Source organism: Flavobacterium chryseum (assembly GCF_004362015.1).
GTDB lineage: Bacteria > Bacteroidota > Bacteroidia > Flavobacteriales > Flavobacteriaceae > Flavobacterium.
Window position 1 is genome coordinate 161,664 of sequence record NZ_SNWW01000003.1, and the last position, 18,653, is coordinate 180,316.

20 protein-coding genes are annotated in these 18,653 nt (G+C 32.4%); 4 read left to right on the forward strand and 16 right to left on the reverse strand.

Features of this window, described 5'->3' with window-relative positions:
- Window positions 1-84 precede the first annotated feature (84 nt).
- The 7 genes from serB to EV143_RS07270 form a co-directional block, all read right to left on the reverse strand.
- Window positions 85-1,314, reverse strand: a complete 1,230-nt coding sequence (gene serB / locus EV143_RS07240; RefSeq protein WP_133507299.1) for a phosphoserine phosphatase SerB — start codon at window positions 1,312-1,314, stop codon at window positions 85-87.
- A 157-nt stretch (window positions 1,315-1,471) separates the two neighbouring features.
- On the reverse strand, window positions 1,472-1,915 hold the full coding sequence (locus tag EV143_RS07245; protein ID WP_133507300.1) for a VOC family protein: 444 nt from the start codon (window positions 1,913-1,915) through the stop codon (window positions 1,472-1,474).
- 94 nt (window positions 1,916-2,009) lie between these two features.
- Window positions 2,010-2,444 carry an SRPBCC domain-containing protein gene (locus EV143_RS07250; RefSeq protein ID WP_133507301.1) on the reverse strand — a complete coding sequence of 145 codons (435 nt, stop codon included), beginning with the start codon at window positions 2,442-2,444 and terminating at the stop codon, window positions 2,010-2,012.
- Between the two features lie 8 nt (window positions 2,445-2,452).
- A complete protein-coding gene (locus EV143_RS07255; RefSeq protein WP_133507302.1) occupies window positions 2,453-2,863 on the reverse strand; it encodes a VOC family protein in 411 nt (136 codons plus the stop codon).
- Between the two features lie 111 nt (window positions 2,864-2,974).
- Window positions 2,975-3,379 carry an SRPBCC family protein gene (locus tag EV143_RS07260; RefSeq protein WP_133507303.1) on the reverse strand — a complete coding sequence of 135 codons (405 nt, stop codon included), beginning with the start codon at window positions 3,377-3,379 and terminating at the stop codon, window positions 2,975-2,977.
- Window positions 3,380-3,411: 32 nt separating this feature from the next.
- Window positions 3,412-3,822: an SRPBCC domain-containing protein gene (locus EV143_RS07265; protein ID WP_133507304.1), complete on the reverse strand. Its 411-nt coding sequence runs from the start codon at window positions 3,820-3,822 to the stop codon at window positions 3,412-3,414.
- Window positions 3,823-3,824: 2 nt separating this feature from the next.
- Window positions 3,825-4,232 (reverse strand): VOC family protein, encoded by a 408-nt coding sequence (locus tag EV143_RS07270; protein ID WP_133507305.1) that lies wholly within the window; start codon window positions 4,230-4,232, stop codon window positions 3,825-3,827.
- A 129-nt stretch (window positions 4,233-4,361) separates the two neighbouring features.
- Here EV143_RS07270 and EV143_RS07275 point away from each other — a divergent pair, with 129 nt between their 5' ends.
- On the forward strand, window positions 4,362-5,327 hold the full coding sequence (locus EV143_RS07275) for a GlxA family transcriptional regulator (protein ID WP_133507306.1): 966 nt from the start codon (window positions 4,362-4,364) through the stop codon (window positions 5,325-5,327).
- A gap of 140 nt (window positions 5,328-5,467) precedes the next feature.
- Here EV143_RS07275 and EV143_RS07280 read toward each other — a convergent pair whose 3' ends face one another.
- From EV143_RS07280 to EV143_RS07305, 6 genes are all read right to left on the reverse strand, one after another.
- Window positions 5,468-6,127 (reverse strand): murein L,D-transpeptidase catalytic domain-containing protein, encoded by a 660-nt coding sequence (locus EV143_RS07280; RefSeq protein ID WP_133507307.1) that lies wholly within the window; start codon window positions 6,125-6,127, stop codon window positions 5,468-5,470.
- Window positions 6,128-6,259: 132 nt separating this feature from the next.
- Window positions 6,260-7,492 carry an ATP-dependent Clp protease ATP-binding subunit ClpX gene (gene clpX, locus EV143_RS07285; protein WP_133507308.1) on the reverse strand — a complete coding sequence of 411 codons (1,233 nt, stop codon included), beginning with the start codon at window positions 7,490-7,492 and terminating at the stop codon, window positions 6,260-6,262.
- 171 nt (window positions 7,493-7,663) lie between these two features.
- Entirely contained in the window at window positions 7,664-8,338 is a 675-nt protein-coding gene (gene clpP / locus EV143_RS07290; protein ID WP_132031542.1) for an ATP-dependent Clp endopeptidase proteolytic subunit ClpP, read from the reverse strand.
- 193 nt (window positions 8,339-8,531) lie between these two features.
- Window positions 8,532-9,854: a trigger factor gene (locus EV143_RS07295; protein ID WP_133507309.1), complete on the reverse strand. Its 1,323-nt coding sequence runs from the start codon at window positions 9,852-9,854 to the stop codon at window positions 8,532-8,534.
- Between the two features lie 118 nt (window positions 9,855-9,972).
- A complete protein-coding gene (locus EV143_RS07300) occupies window positions 9,973-10,317 on the reverse strand; it encodes a phage holin family protein (RefSeq protein ID WP_059117946.1) in 345 nt (114 codons plus the stop codon).
- A 139-nt stretch (window positions 10,318-10,456) separates the two neighbouring features.
- Window positions 10,457-11,221 carry an alpha/beta fold hydrolase gene (locus EV143_RS07305; protein ID WP_133507310.1) on the reverse strand — a complete coding sequence of 255 codons (765 nt, stop codon included), beginning with the start codon at window positions 11,219-11,221 and terminating at the stop codon, window positions 10,457-10,459.
- A gap of 204 nt (window positions 11,222-11,425) precedes the next feature.
- On the opposite strand from EV143_RS07305, the gene EV143_RS07310 reads away from it, so the two are divergent.
- Window positions 11,426-12,793, forward strand: a complete 1,368-nt coding sequence (locus EV143_RS07310) for a hypothetical protein (RefSeq protein ID WP_133507311.1) — start codon at window positions 11,426-11,428, stop codon at window positions 12,791-12,793.
- Window positions 12,794-12,830: 37 nt separating this feature from the next.
- On the opposite strand, the gene EV143_RS07315 is transcribed toward EV143_RS07310, so the two are convergent.
- From EV143_RS07315 to EV143_RS07325, 3 genes are all read right to left on the reverse strand, one after another.
- On the reverse strand, window positions 12,831-13,697 hold the full coding sequence (locus tag EV143_RS07315) for a DUF4249 domain-containing protein (RefSeq protein WP_133507312.1): 867 nt from the start codon (window positions 13,695-13,697) through the stop codon (window positions 12,831-12,833).
- Between the two features lie 3 nt (window positions 13,698-13,700).
- On the reverse strand, window positions 13,701-15,965 hold the full coding sequence (locus EV143_RS07320; protein WP_133507313.1) for a TonB-dependent receptor plug domain-containing protein: 2,265 nt from the start codon (window positions 15,963-15,965) through the stop codon (window positions 13,701-13,703).
- A gap of 77 nt (window positions 15,966-16,042) precedes the next feature.
- A complete protein-coding gene (locus tag EV143_RS07325) occupies window positions 16,043-16,756 on the reverse strand; it encodes a pyridoxine 5'-phosphate synthase (RefSeq protein ID WP_133507314.1) in 714 nt (237 codons plus the stop codon).
- A gap of 116 nt (window positions 16,757-16,872) precedes the next feature.
- On the opposite strand from EV143_RS07325, the gene EV143_RS07330 reads away from it, so the two are divergent.
- Both EV143_RS07330 and EV143_RS07335 read left to right on the forward strand, forming a co-directional pair.
- On the forward strand, window positions 16,873-17,532 hold the full coding sequence (locus EV143_RS07330; protein ID WP_133507315.1) for a CBS domain-containing protein: 660 nt from the start codon (window positions 16,873-16,875) through the stop codon (window positions 17,530-17,532).
- 87 nt (window positions 17,533-17,619) lie between these two features.
- Entirely contained in the window at window positions 17,620-18,507 is an 888-nt protein-coding gene (locus tag EV143_RS07335) for an NAD kinase (protein WP_133507316.1), read from the forward strand.
- Window positions 18,508-18,653: the final 146 nt, after the last annotated feature.

An 18,653-nucleotide genomic window follows, 5' to 3' on the forward strand; every position in this document is an offset into this window, starting at 1 on the left:
AAAACTAAGGTTTATATTTTATTTTCATTGCGGAGTTTCTAGTGTGATTTCTCCTTATGTTACGTCGAAATGACAAAAATGAGATTACATCATATCAATATAGCGATCGTGATATCCTAAAAGATACAAAACGCCATCAAGACCTAAACTTGAAATTGATGTTGAAGCGCTTTCTTTTACTTTTGGTTTGGCGTGGAAAGCAATTCCTAAACCGGCTAAGTTTAGCATTGGTAAATCGTTAGCGCCATCACCAACTGCAATAGTCTGATTGATGTGAATTCCTTCTTTTTCTGCAATAGCTCTTAAGTGTTGGGCTTTCTTTTGACCGTCTACAATATCTCCTAAATATTTTCCGGTTAGTTTACCGTCTATGATTTCCAATTCATTAGCGTGAACGTAATCGATTCCTAATTCTTTTTGCAAATAATTTCCGAAATAGGTGAATCCTCCAGATAAAATAGCCGTTTTATATCCGTAATATTTTAAGGCTTTCATTAAACGATGCGCGCCTTTTGTTATCGGTAAATTTTCGGCTACTTTTTGTAAAACATCTTCGCTTAAACCTTCTAACAATGCCATACGCTGTTTAAAGCTTTCGTTAAAATCTATTTCGCCATTCATTGCTGATTCTGTAATGGCACGAACTTGTTCTCCTACACCGTTTAGTTCTGCCAATTCGTCGATAACTTCGGTTTGAATTAAAGTAGAATCCATATCGAAACAAACCAAGCGACGGTTTCTTCTGTAAATATTATCTTCCTGAAACGAAATATCGACATCTAAGGTTCTTGAAATTTCCATAAAACTTGCTGTCATATGAATTTTATCTACAATTTCGCCTGTTACTGATAATTGTATACAAGAACGAGGATATTCTTCTTTTTCAACAATAGAAGTTCTGCCCGTTAATCTTATTATAGAATCAATGTTTAAATTTTGATCTGACATTATTTTAGTCACGGCTGCCAATTGAGAAGCTGCCAGTTTTTCCCCTAAAATATTGATAATGTAGCGTTGTTTCGATTGTGATTTTACCCACGTTTCGTAATCTTCAATAGAAATTGGAATGAATTTTACTTTAATTTCCAATTCGTATGCTTTAAACAATAAATCTTTTAAAACGGGGCCTGAAGAAGAACCTGCTTCGATTTCGAACAAAATTCCTAAAGAAAGGGTATCGTGAATATCAGCCTGACCAATATCTAAAATATTAGCATCATACGTTGCTAAAACTGCTGTTAAACCTGCCGTTACTCCTATTTTATCATGTCCTGAAACTTTTAATAAAATAATCTCTTTGTCTTCTATTGCCATTTTATCTTTATTATTTAACAAGCGACAAAAATCGGTAATCTATTGTTGATAAAAAAGGATATTGTTTGTTTTTTTGAAAAGAAAAAGCACATATGAATGTGCTTTTTGAATTAATTTAACAATTATGTTCCGCTATTAAAATAACGTAACTTTTTAGTTATTTGTTTGGTTCGTTCTCATCGAAATTTACCATCCAGTTAACACCAAATTTATCGGTAAACATTCCAAAATAAGCTCCCCAGAACGTTTTATCCATAGGCATAAAAACGTTTCCACCTGCTGATAGCCCATTAAAAATTCTGTCTGCTTCTTGTGTGCTTTCTACATTAATTGAAACTGAAAAATTTCCTCCAAATTTTACATCTCCGGATTGTTCGTTGCTGTCGCTTCCCATCAAAATGGTATTTCCTATGGGCAATGAAACGTGCATTATTCGGTTTGCATCTTTTTCGGAAAATTCCGCGCAGCCTCCATCTTCAGCTGCCGGCATATCTTTGAATTTTCCGATATATGGAAATTCTCCTCCAAATACGGATTTGTAAAACAGAAACGCTTCTTCGCAATTTCCATTAAAAATTAAATAAGGGTTTACTGATGTCATGATATTTTAGTTTTTTGTTTATCGTTTGTTATAATAATTAAGTTCTTATTCCTGACTCTTTGTTCTTTGTTCTTTGTTCTTTACTCTTTACTCTTTACTCTGATAATTTTTTTACGATTTCTAAACCTTTGGGGAAAGCTTCTTTAAAATAATCGATATATTTTTCGACTACATCAACCTGAACTACAAGATCTATAAACTCATCATCAGGAGTTAATCGATAGATTTCCATTGCACCACTCCACTTTTGAGTTTTTTCATCAATAGGCAGTTCTTTAAAATCTTTAACTTCTCCCAAATGTTTAAAAGCCATATATTCATTTGGGATTTTTTTCTCGATTATGCTATTCATTCCTCCACCGTTAGGCCCGAGAAAGTGTATTTTTCCGCCTTCGTTCCAATCACTTACAGCATATGATCCTTCATAAAAAACTCCCGTCCATTTTCTATAGGTTTCATCATTCCATAAAACAGACCAAACTTTGTCGGCCGAAGCTTTAATTCTAATTTTAAATTCCAGTGTTTCCATCTTTAATTTTATTTAGGCATTTTACTAAAATCCATATACAAAACATTCCAGCGATGACCGTCTAAATCGGCAAAACCACAACCGTACATCCAGCCTTGGCTTTCACCCGGAAGACCAAAGACATTACCGCCGGCTTCTTTTACTTTATCAGCTAATTGATCAACTTCTTCTGTGCTTTCAGCATCAATAGAAATTAAAATTTCTGAACTCGCTTGTGTATCTGTCAGTTTGTTTTGAGAAAAACTCGCAAACAATAATTCTTCAAAAAGCATAACCACAAATTTTCCGTCACCCACCAACATGCAAGTCGAACTTGGCGTGTCGTGTTGTTCATTAAAAGAAAAACCAATTTTCGAGAAAAAGGCTTTCGATTTTGCCACGTCTTTTACGGGCAGATTCAACCAGATTTGTTTTGTCATTTTTGATGTTTTTCGTTAAACATTTTGACACTTAGACACTAGGTCTCAAAGTTTTTTTTTAAAATCACAATTTTAAAAGCTTTGAACTTTTGTTACTTTGAACCTTTGAGTCTAATTTTGCTCTACATAACTTTTAAAATTATCCAAAATAGCCTGCCAGCCTCCACGCTGCATTTCTTCGGGATTTTGTGTTTCAGGATCAAAGCTTTCAATTACTTCTACTCCGTTTGGAGTTTCTTTAAAAGTGATCGCAACTTTCCTCCCGTCTTCTAATACATATTCAATGGCCTTATTTTTTTCGACTAAAGTGTATTCACCTCCAAAATCAAAACTCATGCTGCCATCTTTGGCCGCCATAGTCGATTTGAATTTTCCGCCTTCTCTCAAATCATTTTCAGCATAAGGTGTATGCCAGTCCGGAGAGGCAAAACTCCATTTTGTAATGTGATCCGGCAATGTCCAAAAATCCCATACTTTAGTTATTGATGCGTTAATCGTGTTTTTTACAGTTATCATTATCTAGTTGGTTTTATAATTTATAAATTGACTTATTTTTTAAAATTTTCGACATATTCTTTAAAATTCTGAATGATTGCAGTACAAAATTGTTTTTCCATATCAGCTGAGTTTTTTGTTGTGGGCTCAAATGTTTCAGTAAGTTTTACTTCTGTACCCTCAGTTTCAAAACGAACATTAGCAGTTCTATTATCGAAAAGTTTGTATTCTATTAATGAAAAATTTTCAATGTTTGTATATATCCCTTCAAAATCAAATCCTTCGCTTCCATCTTTAAGAGCCATAGTAAATTTAAATTTGCTTCCTACTTTCAAATCATTATCTACATAAGGCGTATGCCAATCCGGAGAAGCATTGTTCCAATTTTTAATATGTTCAGGCAATGTCCACAATTCCCAAACTTTTTCTATTGGGGCGTTAATTATAGTTTGTACCGAAATCATCTTTACATATTTGGTATTTGGCTTTCATCCATGCAAAAGATTTCCCAATGATGCCCGTCTAAATCAAGAAAAGTTCTTTGGTACATCCATCCATAATCTTTTGCTTCTCTGTAATGAGTTCCGCCTGCGTTAACTGCTTTTTCGATCATTGTGTCTACCTGCTGACGTGTTTCGACAGAAATAGAAATAAGAACTTCGCTGCTTGTAGTGGTATCGCATATTTGTTTATCTGTAAATGTTAGATAAAATTCTTCGACCAAAAGCATTACGTTTATGTTTTCGCCAATTATTAAACAAGTTCCTTTATCATTAGTAAATTTTTGATTAAATGAAAAACCCAATTGGGTAAAAAATGATATTGCACGATTTAAATCTTTTACAGGAAGATTTAAGAATATTTTTGTTTCCATGAGTATAAAAAATTACAAATTATAAAAACAAATTTAATTTTTTATGATAAGATTAAAACTACAATAGAAGTCAACTTTAGGGTCATTTAAGACAAAATTTATATCTTCGTAATACTGTAAATCAAAATCATGAGCAAAAAAGTAGGTTTAATTGTGCCGCACGACTATAAATTATTAAGTATAGCAGCGATTTTAGAAGTTTTTGAAACTGCTAATAAATTAAGTAATGAGGCCGAAAAACCTTTTGAAATTATGGTTTTTCAGTCGGTTGAACAAATCAATGGAAAACATTTATTTGGTTATGAAGCCAATATTATCGAAACGTCGAAAATAAATCTCGATCTGATTTTGATTCCCGCTTTTACGACAGATAATATGAGTGAAATGATTTCGAAGAATAAAAATTTTATTCCGTGGTTACAAAAACAACACCAGTCAGGAGCCGAATTGGCTAGTTTTTGTACGGGCGCATTTTTGTTTGCTGCGTCTGGTTTACTTAACGAAAAACTGGCGACAACGCATGTTGATGCTTGCAGTGCTTTTACAAAAGCTTTTCCGTTAGTGAAATTAAAACCAGAAGAAACTCTTACCGCTGATGGCAGTTTGTATACTAGCGGAGGTTCGACCTCAACTTTTCACTTATTGATTCTTTTAGTGCAGAAATATTGCGGTAATGAAGTTGCCGTGCAAATTGCCAAGATTTTCTCGATCGATTTAAACCGATATAAACAAAGTTATTTCAGCACTTTTAGACCCAATCATTTACACAATGACACTTTGGTTGCGATGTTGCAGCAAAAAATTGAAAGTCAATATCATACTATTGAAAAACTGGAAGAAATCACCAAAGATATTCCCACCAGCGCGCGCAACATGACAAGAAGATTTAAGCAAGTTACGGGAATTCCGCCAATTGAATATTTGCAAAATATAAGAGTCGAAAGCTCTAAAAAGTATTTAGAACAAACACAACTTTCGATTTCTGAAATTATAGAAAAAACGGGATATAACGATCCGAAAGCTTTTAGAAAAGTATTTTATAAAATGGTTGGTATGAAACCCATTGAATATAGGGAGAAATTTAGGGTGCAATAATTTCAGAAGCAGAAATTTCATTTTCATAAGAACCCCCAGTCCTGCTCTGCACTATATCTTTTACTGTGAACCCCACAGCAAAAGGATACCGTTTCGATCAGGGCTATGCAAGAAATTTTATTTTCTCAAGGATAAAATTTTTATGACTTAATAATCCACATTAAAACTTTTTTATTTGTTTTTAAAAGCTTGTCAATTTCTTTCATATTTTCATTAGAGACAGCTGGACAACCCCAACCTTCCGGCGTTCCGTCCGGATAAACTTCATCACTTGAAATTGCATCCCAGGAATGTAAAACTATTGCTCGATTTCTGGCATTTGAATTTGATTTATCTTTTCCCTGTAATATATAATTCACTTTAATTCCCCATTGACTTACACCTCGATCTAAAATAACAAACTTGCCTGTTGAGGAACAATGTGAATCAATTTCATTACTTATAAGTGCCTGATCTTTTGATGAAGTTCCACCCCATTTATTATCGCCGCAACCATGACTTACTATAAAGGAGTTTAAAACCTCATTTTTCTTAAAATCATAAATAAAGAATCTTTTTAAACCAGAATGGATACCTAAATCTATCAAAATAAATTTATTCTGATTCAAATTATTTTTTTTGCAATATTGCTCTGCTTTCTTATAATAAGTATTGTAATTAATACCTTTAATTTCGCCGCGAAGTTTTTCTTTTGAAACAACAACTTCCGTATATTCTTTTTTAGAAATACTTTCTTGTGTCTCCTTTTTATAACAAGATAATAACAGCAACATACTTACGAAGTACAATATTTTTTTCATGTCGCCAATTTACATAAAATTCGGAATGCAAACAATTTCTAAAAAGCATAAAAAAAACCTGTTCAAAAAATGAACAGGTTTAAAAGTGAACTTTATCAACGTTTAAAACTTTGAGAAAGTTATTTCAAGATTTTAAGAAGCAATTTCCATTCGCTTCAATAAATTTTTGCTTAATGTATGTTCTGCATAATCTCTGTCGATTGTTAGAACTTTATCGTCTGAACTTGGTAGTTCATACATGGCATCAGTTAAGATTGCTTCACATAAAGAACGTAATCCACGAGCACCTAATTTGTATTCTAACGCTTTATCAACAATAAAATCTAAAGCTTCATCAGTAATACTGAATTCTACTTCGTCCATTAAAAACAATTTTTGATATTGTTTGATTAACGCATTTTTTGGTTGAGTCAAAATGGCACGCAAAGTTTCTCTGTCTAAAGGATCCATGTGTGTTAAGACTGGTAGACGACCAATAATTTCAGGAATCAATCCAAAATCTTTAATATCTTTTGGAATGATATATTGCAATAAATTGTCTTTGTCGATATTATCAACATTTTTAGAGGTTGAATATCCAACTGCCTGACGGTTCAAACGTTTAGAAATAATACGCTCTACGCCATCAAAAGCTCCTCCTGCTATAAACAAGATGTTTTGTGTATTCACTTCAACAAATTTCTGGTCCGGATGTTTACGTCCTCCTTTTGGTGGTACGTTTACAACTGTTCCTTCTAAAAGTTTTAATAATGCCTGTTGAACACCTTCACCAGAAACATCACGTGTTATTGATGGATTATCGCTTTTACGGGCGATTTTATCAATTTCATCAATAAATACGATTCCTCTTTCGGCTTTGGTTACGTCATAATCAGCGGCTTGCAGTAAACGTGTCAAAATACTTTCAACATCTTCACCCACATAACCTGCTTCTGTAAGTACAGTTGCATCAACAATCGCCAAAGGAACGTCTAACATTTTAGCAATAGTTTTTGCTACTAATGTTTTTCCTGTTCCGGTTTGACCAACCATGATGATATTACTTTTTTCAATCTCAACTTCGTCGTCTAATTGCTGTTGCATTAAACGTTTGTAGTGATTGTAAACCGCAACTGACATTACTTTTTTCGTCTGATCCTGACCAATAACATATTGATCTAAGAAAGCTCTGATTTCTTTTGGTTTCTTTAAAATTAGATCACCAACAAGTTTCGCGCTTCCGCTTGATTTTAATTCTTCTAATACAATGCCGTGTGCTTGTTCAATACATTTGTCACAAATATGTGCATTAATACCTGCAATCAACAAATTGGTTTCTGGCTTTTTCCTTCCACAAAACGAACATTCTAATACTACTTTAGCCATTCTTTTTTAATTACTAAACTGCAAAGTTACTAAGTTTCTGAGATTTATCACTAAAACCTCGTAAACTTAGTAACTTATTAACTTTTATTTTTTGTTTCAAGTTTAATTTGTTTAAGGTTTCGAGTTAATGTTAGAAGCTTAGCTCCTTTGCAACTTTGAACCTTTAAAAAATTATCCTCTTCTTAAAACTTCATCAATCATTCCGTATTCTTTAGCTTCGTCAGCTTTCATCCAGTAATCACGCTCACTGTCTTTGTGCACTCTTTCAAAAGATTGTCCTGAATGCTGAGAAATAATGTTGTATAATTCATCTTTCAATTTCAACATTTCACGTAAGTTGATTTCCATATCAGTTGCAACTCCTTGTGCTCCTCCTGATGGCTGGTGAATCATAACTCTTGAATGTGGCAAAGCCGAACGTTTTCCTGCTGCACCTGCACATAATAAAACAGCTCCCATTGAGGCTGCCATACCTGTACAAATTGTAGCTACATCTGGTTTGATGTATTGCATTGTATCGTAAATTCCTAATCCTGCATAAACGCTTCCTCCAGGAGAATTTAAATAAATTTGAATATCTTTTGATGCATCAGCACTTTCTAAAAATAATAACTGAGCCTGAACGATATTTGCGATTTGATCATCGATACCTGTTCCTAAAAAGATAATTCTGTCCATCATTAATCTTGAAAATACGTCTAATTGAGAAATATTCAACTGGCGCTCTTCGATAATATATGGAGTCATGTTTGTTGGATTCATTGCCGCTACGATTTTATCGTAGTACATGGCGTTTACCCCTTGGTGCTTTGTAGCAAATTTTTTAAATTCTTTACCGTAGTTCATATGTGTCTGTTCTAAGTTTACTTTAATATGTTGTATATTTTATTTTCATCAAAGGTCATACCTTTTTATAAAGGATGTCAATTTGTCTTAGTTTTTGTTTCAAGTTTCAAGTTATCAACTTTAATAAACCAGAAATAAAAAAAAGCGTCAAAAGAAAAAATCTCTTGACGCTCAAATATAATTATTTTTAGAATTATTCTCCGTAAGAAGCGGCAATAAATTCTTCGTAAGTTACTTCTTTTGTTGTTGGATTTGCTTTTTCTTTAAACACTTCTAACAATTTTTCAGCTACAACTTGCTCAGATAGTCTTTTTACTTCTTCCTGGTTAGATAAAACTCTAGCCACGATTCCTTGTACTTCTTCGTCAGTTGGGTTTGTCTGACCAAATTGAGCCATTTGTTGTCTGATTGATTTTGTTGTAAAAGCTTTCAAATCTTCAAATGTAATTTGGATATTGCTTTGTGCCATCGCTTTTCCTTCGATCAATTGAAAACGTAATCCTTTTTCAGATCTTGCATATTCAGCTTCAGCTTCTTCTGCAGAAAGTTTTTTCTCTCCAACAGTTTGCAACCATTTTTTAAGGAATTCAGATGGTAAATCAAATTTTGTATTTTCGATCAAGAAATCCTGAACGTCTAATAATAATTTTTGATCTGCTTGTTGCGCGAATTGAGCTTCAGCATCTTCTTTAATTTTAGCTTTCAAATCTTCCAGAGAAGCTACTTTTCCTTCACCAAAAAGTTTATCAAATAAATCCTGGTTCAATTCTGCCAATTCAGCTCCGTTAATAGCTTCGATAGTAAAGTTTACTTCGATATCTAAACCGTGAACGTCATCATGTGATACTTTTAAGTAATCCATCAATTGGTGATCGTCTTCGAATAAACCTTTAGTACTTACTGCAACAACATCTCCAACTTTTTTACCGATAAATTTATCTCCGGCAGCTTTGTTAAAAGTAGAAACAGAAATTGTAGTTGTATTGCTAATTCCTTTTTCTTCGTTTGAGAAAGTTCCTGTCAAATCAGAATCTGCAGATACAACTTCTTGTGGTACTGGTTTTCCGAATTGTTTTTGGATACGCTCTACTTGTCCGTCGATTAATTTATCGTCAGCAGTAACAATGTATTTTACGATATTGTTTTTTGCCTCTAAATCAATTTCAAAGTTTGGTACTAAACCAATTTCGTATTCAAAAGTTAATTCTTCAGCATCCCAATCAAAGTTTTCGTTTTCTTTAGCAAGAGGAGTTCCTAAAAGATTTAATCTTTCAGATTGAACAAAACGCTCTAAAGCCAAATCAACTACTTTTTTAACTTCTTCCTGCTTAATTGCTTTTCCGTATTGTTTTTCAACAAGGTCTTTAGGCACTTGTCCTTTTCTAAAACCTTTTACAGTAGCCAATGGCATTTTTTCGTTTATTCTTTTTGCTACCTGACCTTTATAATCCATGTGAACAACTGTCATTACAATCGTTTCATTCACAGCGTCTTTTGCTATTCTTTTAATATCCATCTTCTTCTTTAATTTACGTAATAAAATTGGGTTGCAAAATTATAAAATTTTTGCAACCCAACCAAGTTTTTAATCTATTGTATTTAGCGGTGTTTTTAAACTCGCTTTTTATTCTGATTTATTTATCGTCTCCTAATATTTTATAAGTAATAGACTGAAGTACAGATAATATAACACTAAATATTAATGCTGTCCAAAAAGAGTCTACTGCAAAACCACCAACAATATTGGTGCACAACAAAATAATGATTGCATTAATAACTAATAAAAACAATCCTAATGTAATCACTGTTACCGGCAATGTCAGGATAACTAATATTGGTTTTATAAAAAGATTAAGCAATCCTAAAACTACTGCAACAATTACAGCTGTTGCAAAACTCGCAACATGCACGCCTGACAAAAGATTAGCAATTAGTAAAACCAGGGCAGCAGTAACAAGAAGTCGGAGTAATAATTTCATATTTTTTATATTTAAATTTTAATAAAAGTAATGAATTTTATATTCATCAACTATTCGATTTTTTTTACCACAGATTAAAATTACACATTTGAAAATCTTTATAATCCTTTTAATCTGTGACTTTAAAATTTGAAATTAATTATTCTTTCAAAAACGTAGTTGTTAATTCAAAAAACAGTTTAGGATTTTCGGCATGAAGCCAATGTCCTGCATTTGGGATGGTTTCAAACTTAGTATTTGGAAAGTGCTGGCGTATAGAATCAAAATCTGTATCTAAAACATAACCTGAATTTCCTCCGCGAATAAACAATGTTGGTTTTTCAAAAACCAAACCATCGGCCAAAGCTTTCCCTATAGCTTCTAAATTATTATTAAAAACTTCCAGATTAAATCTAAAAGCCAATTGTCCCGGTTCTTTCCAATATAAATTTTTAAGCAAAAACTGACGTGTTCCAAAATCAGAAACATATTCTGCAACAATTGCTTCTACATCGTTTCGACTTGGTTTCACAGAAAAATCAACGGCATTTAAACCTGCCAAAATATCCTGATGGTGTTGTTTGTAAAATTTCGGACCAATATCTGCCACAATTAATTTATCTACAACATCAGAATGTGTTGTTGAAAAAAGCATCGCTACTTTCCCTCCCATCGAATGCCCTAAAATGTCGATTTTATCTAATTGATTTGCCTGACAATATTCGAATACATCCTGAACCATAGCTTCATAAGACCATTCATCTGAATGGAAGCTACGACCATGATTTCGTAAATCTAAAATATGAACCTGAAATCCGGCCTCTACATATTGTCCTGCCAGGGTTTTCCAGTTATCAGACATTCCAAGAAATCCATGCATGATAATAAATGGTTTTCCTTCGCCTTCTATTTTTGAGTATAACATTTATATAAATTTAAACTTATTACAAAGTTAAAAAACTTATTTATCAATATAAGCACAATCATTTTGAAGAAATCATTTTATTTTAAAAAAACTGCACGACTTTACGGGTTCCCGTAAATAATAAACATTCTGAAAGTGTATATTCGCGAATGGAAATCAAAACTAAAAATTTGATTCAATTCATTTAATTAAAATACCAAATCCATGATTAAAAAATTCCTTTTATTATCATTAGTTGCTTCTCAACTTATGGTTTCATGTTCTAGTGAAGACAGTCCGGAAACTGATCCTACTAAAGAACTAACTTTAGAAGAAGAAATCGCTAACATTGTTAAACAACCTTATTCTAATTTAACTCCGGCACAGCAAAAATTAAAGTTAGAGACCGAAGCTAATGACATGTTAGTTCAATTAGATAAATCTAAAAGCTCAGGTGCTATTGAAGCAATTGAAAACTTAGGTCGTTTGTTTAGTCTTAAACACATTGATCTTTTTGACGGAAAAAGTGATAACGGAGTTTCAGAAGTTTTAAATATTTCTGGAGTTTACGGAATCTACACTTGGAATAATGCACAAAAAATTTGGGTTAAAACAGCTTCAACAACTGAATTAAAATTTGTTTTCCCTGCTAAAGCAAGTGAAACTACAAACACTGCAACATTATCATCTAAAAGCACTTCATCTGATTTAAAATTTAGTAATATAGATACTTATGGATCATGGTATTACGATGGCGAAACGGATGAATATATAACAACTCCTTCTGTACAAGACTGGTTTTATTTACCTACATCAGTAGATGCGGTTTTAACAATTAATGGAAGTACTGCTGCTACTTTAGCTTCAACTTCAAAATATGCAAAAAACAAATCTCCTGAAGAATATGCTTATAAAGTAACTCTAAACGATGGTTACACTTGGGAAATGAGTGGTAAAAAAGCAACTCAAAGCACTTCAAAAGCGTCATTTACTTATAACGCAAAAAATTTAATTGAATTTAATGTAGGAAGTACTGCAGATATCGACGCTTTAATTAATACTCCGGAACTTACTAAATATCAAGGTAAAGCTAATGGATTAGTGAGAATTTTAGACAATTTTGTTATTGTTGCCAATACAGATTTAGTTGCTACTGCTGCAGATGATGCTGCATTAGATAACAGTGTAGTATATCCTACTTATCCAGCTTATGATAATGCGAATAGTAATTTCAAGGCATACTATACAGCTGTAAATTCTTACAATCAAAAATATAGCGCAGGAAGTGCTGCAAACTTCAATAAAAATTCTAAACTAATTTTAGTTTCTAAGAAAGATGGTACTAAAATAGCTGATATTGTTGTGCATTCAGAAAAATCAACTGATTCTTATACTTTTTACTTACCTGAGTGGTACAATGGTTACTGGCAATCTACTGACGAAGGGGAACAATTTACAGAAGCGTATTACGACGAAGTATATTACTTAAAATTCAACGATAATACTGAAGTTGCGATGAGTGTTTATTTCTCTGAAGGATTTGATAATCTTAATACAAAATTCGAAGACTTTTATACATCTTTTAATAAATAAAAGAATTTAAAATAACTTAAAGCCGGTTTGAATTGTTTCAAACCGGCTTTATTTTTTTAGGTGGTGTTTTAACGATTATAGTACTTTGTCCATATCCTGCCCAAATACCAATTCCTCCTTTTATATTCGATTTTAAACTTGTATTAGATGGATAAATTGGATTTTTACTGTTTACAATTTCATTTTGCCAGCTGTTCCAAAAATCAAGCGCCTCTTTATTTTGCGTTCTTAGTTTTACATAAATTAAATCCCCGTCAGCAAAATAAGGCGTGAATTTCGTTTTCGGAAAAAGTAAAATCCCCCTGTTTATTTGAATTGCAACAGCTGATTCGCTAAAATTTTTGTCATCCAAATTACCGTAAAATGCAGGAACAAAAACAGGTTCTTCGGTATCAATTTTTGTAGCAAGCTGATAATAATTTTTATCTTCTAAAGGATCATCAAACTTCACAAAAACATAACCAGTTGTATCTGTCGCATTCTTTTTTACATACTCAGCACTTTTAAGTTCAACAGTTTTAGGTATTGTTGTTACGGCTTCTACAACACGACTTAAATATTCTATTTTTAGCGAATATTGTTTTCCGGCTTCTCCTTTTAACGTTGTTCCGTAATAAACAAAAGGCGGCACTCTGTTTTTATCATTTTTAACCCTTAAAACTTCTGAATTTTCACCATCCGAAATCGTAATTTTGGCTGATCTTATAACATGGTTCAAAACATTTGTAGAATCAATTACATCGGTAACCGGAATACTGCTCGAAAGCAAAACCTGCGCATAATCTCCTTCTTCGATCCAGCCTTCTACTACAATTCTGGACTCAATACTTGTCTGTTCTCTAAAATCATCTTTAGAACAGCTTACCATTATTAAAGTAAAAAGAAACAGTAAATATTTTTTCATCTTTTAAAATTTAAATCTCCAGCTTATCGAAGGCAATATTCGGTATAAAACTTTTTTATCCTGCTTTACAATTACACTGTTTTTATCTTCATCAACCTGAACATTCAAAACAACATAAATTGGATTATCAATATTGAAAGTATTATAAATTGAAAAATTCAAAGCACTTTCCTTTTTATTTGTTTTAAAGAAGAAATAATTAACCGAAAGATCTGTACGAATGTAATTTGGCATTTGCGCATTATTATATTCTGAGTATTCTTTGACCGGATTATTATTGATAAAATACCAAGAAGTAGGCATCGTAAATCGATTTCCGGAACTAAATATTTGGGTAACCCCAAAATTCCACTTTGCATTTAAATCGTACATTCCAACCAACGACAAATTATGACGCCTGTCGTATTTGGCAAAATATGTTTTTCCGTTGTTGAGTTCTTCAAAATTTCTGTCAGACCAACTTAAGGTATAACTCAGCCAACCTGTAAATTTTCCGTTGTTTTTTCGAAGCATAAATTCTAAACCATACGCTTTTCCTTTTCCAACTAATAAATCATTTTTTAAAGTTGTAACTTCATTAAACTGAGTTATACCGTATGGATATTCCAATAAATCTTTCATAGAACGGTAAAATCCTCCAAAAGAAGAAACCAGGTCTTTTGAAATATTTTGATTTGAACCAACAGAAAATTCATCTGACGATTGTGGTTTTATTCCATCTGAACTGGCAATCCAAAAATCTGTCGGAATTCCAACACTTGAAGTTGTTATCAAACTCAAATATTGGTATTGTTTATTATACGATCCGTAAAAAGAATATTTTTCGTTTGCGATATAATTTAACAAAACACGAGGCTGAAAATGCAAATACGAACTTTGAGATCCTGAGGTGTAATAATTTATTCTTAGTCCTAATTCTGCATTTAATTTATCAGTCAACTTTGGTTTAAAAGTCGAAAAAACAGCCGCTTCATTAGCATTTATTATACTATTTTGAGAAGTATTAGAATTGGCAAAATTTTCAATATTAATTTTTTGAGGCTGTAAAGTATGGTAAACATATTGCAAACCAGATTCTACAGGAATGTTTTTTATCCAATAACGAAGTGAATTTGTAAAACCAAAATCTTTTACAGAAGAAGAAACTCCAAACTGAATTGTCGCTTGTTCCATACTCAAATCATTAGAATATTGACTAAAATAAACAGCGTTTGACATGCTTGTTTTAGATGAAAGCGTTGTTGTTAAAGTTGGAGAAACCGTAAAATTGCTCCATTTTAAATTCGTTTTTAAAGACAGGTTATCGTCTTTAATTTTTAATTTATCACCAGAGACAAAAGCATCAACAGAAAATAAATTGTTTTTAGAAATTTGAGATATAAAAGTGATATTTCCGTCTGAAAAGCCATACTTCATATCTTCAACATCGTTGTTTTTCGAAAATGAATTTACTAATGGCGCAATGAATTCATCGATATACGTTTTTCTGCCAGATAGATAAATTCCTGACTTTTCAGTAATTGGCAAAGCCAAAGTTAATTGCGAGGCTAAAATTCCAATATTTCCCTGAATAGAAAATTCTGAAGGCACTTTTTTATTCGGCATCAATAATGTTGTAGAACTCAAACGTCCTCCATATTTTACATTCGAACTCGATTTATCAAATTCAACTTCCTTAATATGGTCTGTGTTATAAAAAGGAAAAATACCTAATAAATGTGACATTCCATAAACTGTCGTGCCATTGTATAATATAGCATTATGACCTGGATCTCCGCCGCGTACGTACAAATATCCATTTGCATCGCCAGAATTTTGAACACCTGGAGTAAGCTGTAAAATTTTTATAATATCTGTAGTTCCCAGTACTGTTGGCAAAGAAGATAATTCTTTTAAATTAAAGGATAATTTACCGCCTGATAAAGTCGAAATACCACTTTTTTTATCATTTGCTATAATTACTTCTTTTAAAAGTGAAATATCTTTTTCTAAAACAACACTGATTACGGTATCTTTTACAAGATTGATAGTAAAATTTTTATTAAGATAGCCCAATTGATTAATTGCAATGGTGACTTTTCCTAGTAGAATATTTTCTGAAAAATTACCTAATGAATCACTTAACACAAAACGGTTTTGGTTAAAAGAAATACTGGCACCAATTAAATTTTCGTTTTCAGAAGATTTTATATTTCCTGTTATATTTGCCTGAGATTGTGCAAATAAACCAGAAAAACAGAACAAACAAATAATAATAAATTTCGACACTAGCTTTTAATATGGAAAGTGCGAAAGTAAACAATTATAACCCAATTGCATCAGGTTATAATTGTTTTAATTTTAACTTATTTCAATTTATTCAAATACATATTTACCACATTGTCTAAACCAAGATAAAGCGCTTCTGAGATCAAAGCATGACCAATAGAAACTTCTAATAAACCGGGAATATTTTGTTTGAAAAATTGAATATTATCTAAACTTAAATCATGTCCGGCGTTAATTCCTAAGCCTAAATTATTCGCCAATTCTGCTGCTTTAACATACGGATCAATTCCGTTTTTATTTCCTAAATCGTATTGATGCGCAAAAGCTTCGGTATATAATTCGATTCTATCAGTTCCTGTTTTTTTTGCTCCTTCAATCATTTCAGAAATTGGATCAACAAAAATCGAAGTTCTGATTCCGTTACGTTGAAATTCCTGAATAACTTCGGTTAAATAAGCTTGATTTTTTATGGTATCCCAACCTGCAGAAGACGTAATTGCTCCAATTGCATCCGGAACTAATGTTACTTGCGTTGGTTTACATTCTAAAACCAAATCGATAAAATTATGCTGAGGATTTCCTTCAATATTATATTCGGTATAAACTATAGATTTTAAATCTCTTGCATCCTGATAACGAATATGGCGCTCGTCCGGACGTGGGTGAATGGTGATTCCTTGTCCTCCAAATTTCTGAATATCAGTCGCCACTTTTAACAAATCAGGCACGTTTCCGCCACGTGCATTTCGAAGAGTTGCAATTTTATTGATATTTACACTTAACTTTGTCATATAAATAGATAATTAATTCTAGTAACATTATATTTGTTACGACAAAAATACAAAGTAAAACGTAGCAGTTTTTGCTATTTTTTGATTATTTTGCGTGAAATATCTTCAATTGATTTATGACAGAAATAACTAACTATATCACAAACGATTTTCGAGCGATTGATAGTCAGGAAACGATAGCATCGGTTCAGGACTTTTTTGCAGACGTGAATTTTTCGCATTTTCCGGTTTTGGAAAATGGCATCTTCATTGGAAGTATTGCTTCTGATGATGTTGAAACTTTTGATATCGACAAAAAAGCAATTGATTATAAATATACTTTAGAGCGATATTTTGCCCGAAAGTCGATGATGTGGCTCGATGTTTTAGAAGTTTTTGCAAAGAACCATACCAATACCGTTCCGGTTATCGATGAAAATAATACTTACATTGGCTATTATGAAATCGAGGATATCATGAAGTTTTTTCAGGAAACTCCATTTTTAAAAGAACAAGGCGGGATTATTATTGTTCAAAAAGGACTTTTAGATTACTCAATGGGCCAGGTAGCTCAAATTGTAGAAAGTAATAATGGCAAAATCCTGGGCTGCTTTATATCTGAAGCTGATTTGGAAAATGTTCAGATCACTGTAAAAATTGGCATTGGACCAATGAACGAGATTATTCAGACTTTTAGACGATATAATTACGAAATTATTTCTGAACATCAGGAAGATGCATATATCAATAGCCTTAAAGAACGTTCTGATTATTTAGACAAATACCTTAATATATAGTTTTCTATGTTGAATCGGTTAATTGTTTAATCGTTTTGGCAAAAAAAACAGCGATCACAATTCAATAAAAATCGATTCAATACCAAGATGAAAGTAGCCATTTACGGACAGTATTATCAGAACAGTACAGAACCCATTATCAAAGACATATTTTTGTTTTTCAATACAAATAATGTAGAGATGGTTATCGAAGAAAACTTTCTAAAAATGCTACATGAAAAGGAACTTGTAGAAAAAGAATATAAAACTTTTTCAGCAACCACATCCTTAGACAGCAGTTTTGAAATGCTGATTAGTATTGGCGGTGACGGAACTATTTTAAGGGCTGCTACTTTGGTTCGTAATTCCGGAGTACCTATTTTAGGAATCAATGCGGGAAGACTTGGTTTTTTGGCTACCGTTCAAAAAGAGAAAATAGATAGTTTTTTACAGTTTGTCATTAACAAAAATTACACTACTTCTGAAAGAACTTTACTGAGCATAACATGTGATCCTAAAAATGATGCTATCGAAGAAGATTTAAATTTTGCCATGAATGAAATAACCGTGAGCCGAAAAGATACTACTTCGATGATTACCGTTGAAACCTACCTTAATAATGAATATTTAAATTCATATTGGGCAGATGGCTTAATCATTTCGACACCAACAGGTTCTACAGGATATAATTTAAGCTGCGGCGGGCCATTGCTAACGCCAGACGTTAAAAGTTTGGTGATTACACCTATTGCGCCACATAATTTAACGGCACGACCTCTTGTTATCCCTGATGACACTGAAATCAAATTACGCGTTTCAGGAAGAGAAGATCAATATTTGGTTTCACTTGATTCCAGAATAGCATCTGTAAAAAATGAATCAGTTTTAACCATCAGAAGAACTGATTTTAAAATAAAAATGGTTGAAATTCCAGGGGAAACTTTCTTAAAAACCTTGAGAAACAAATTGCTTTGGGGAGAAGATAAGAGAAATTAAGCTTTTTTCTAATTTGTAACTATACGATTATAGTACTTTTTGCCGTTTTGCATATATCGAATCATTATTAAATGTCTCAAAATCATGTTACATATTGAAAAAAAAGCACATTTAACTAAAGGAACGTTGATTCGTATCGATAATTA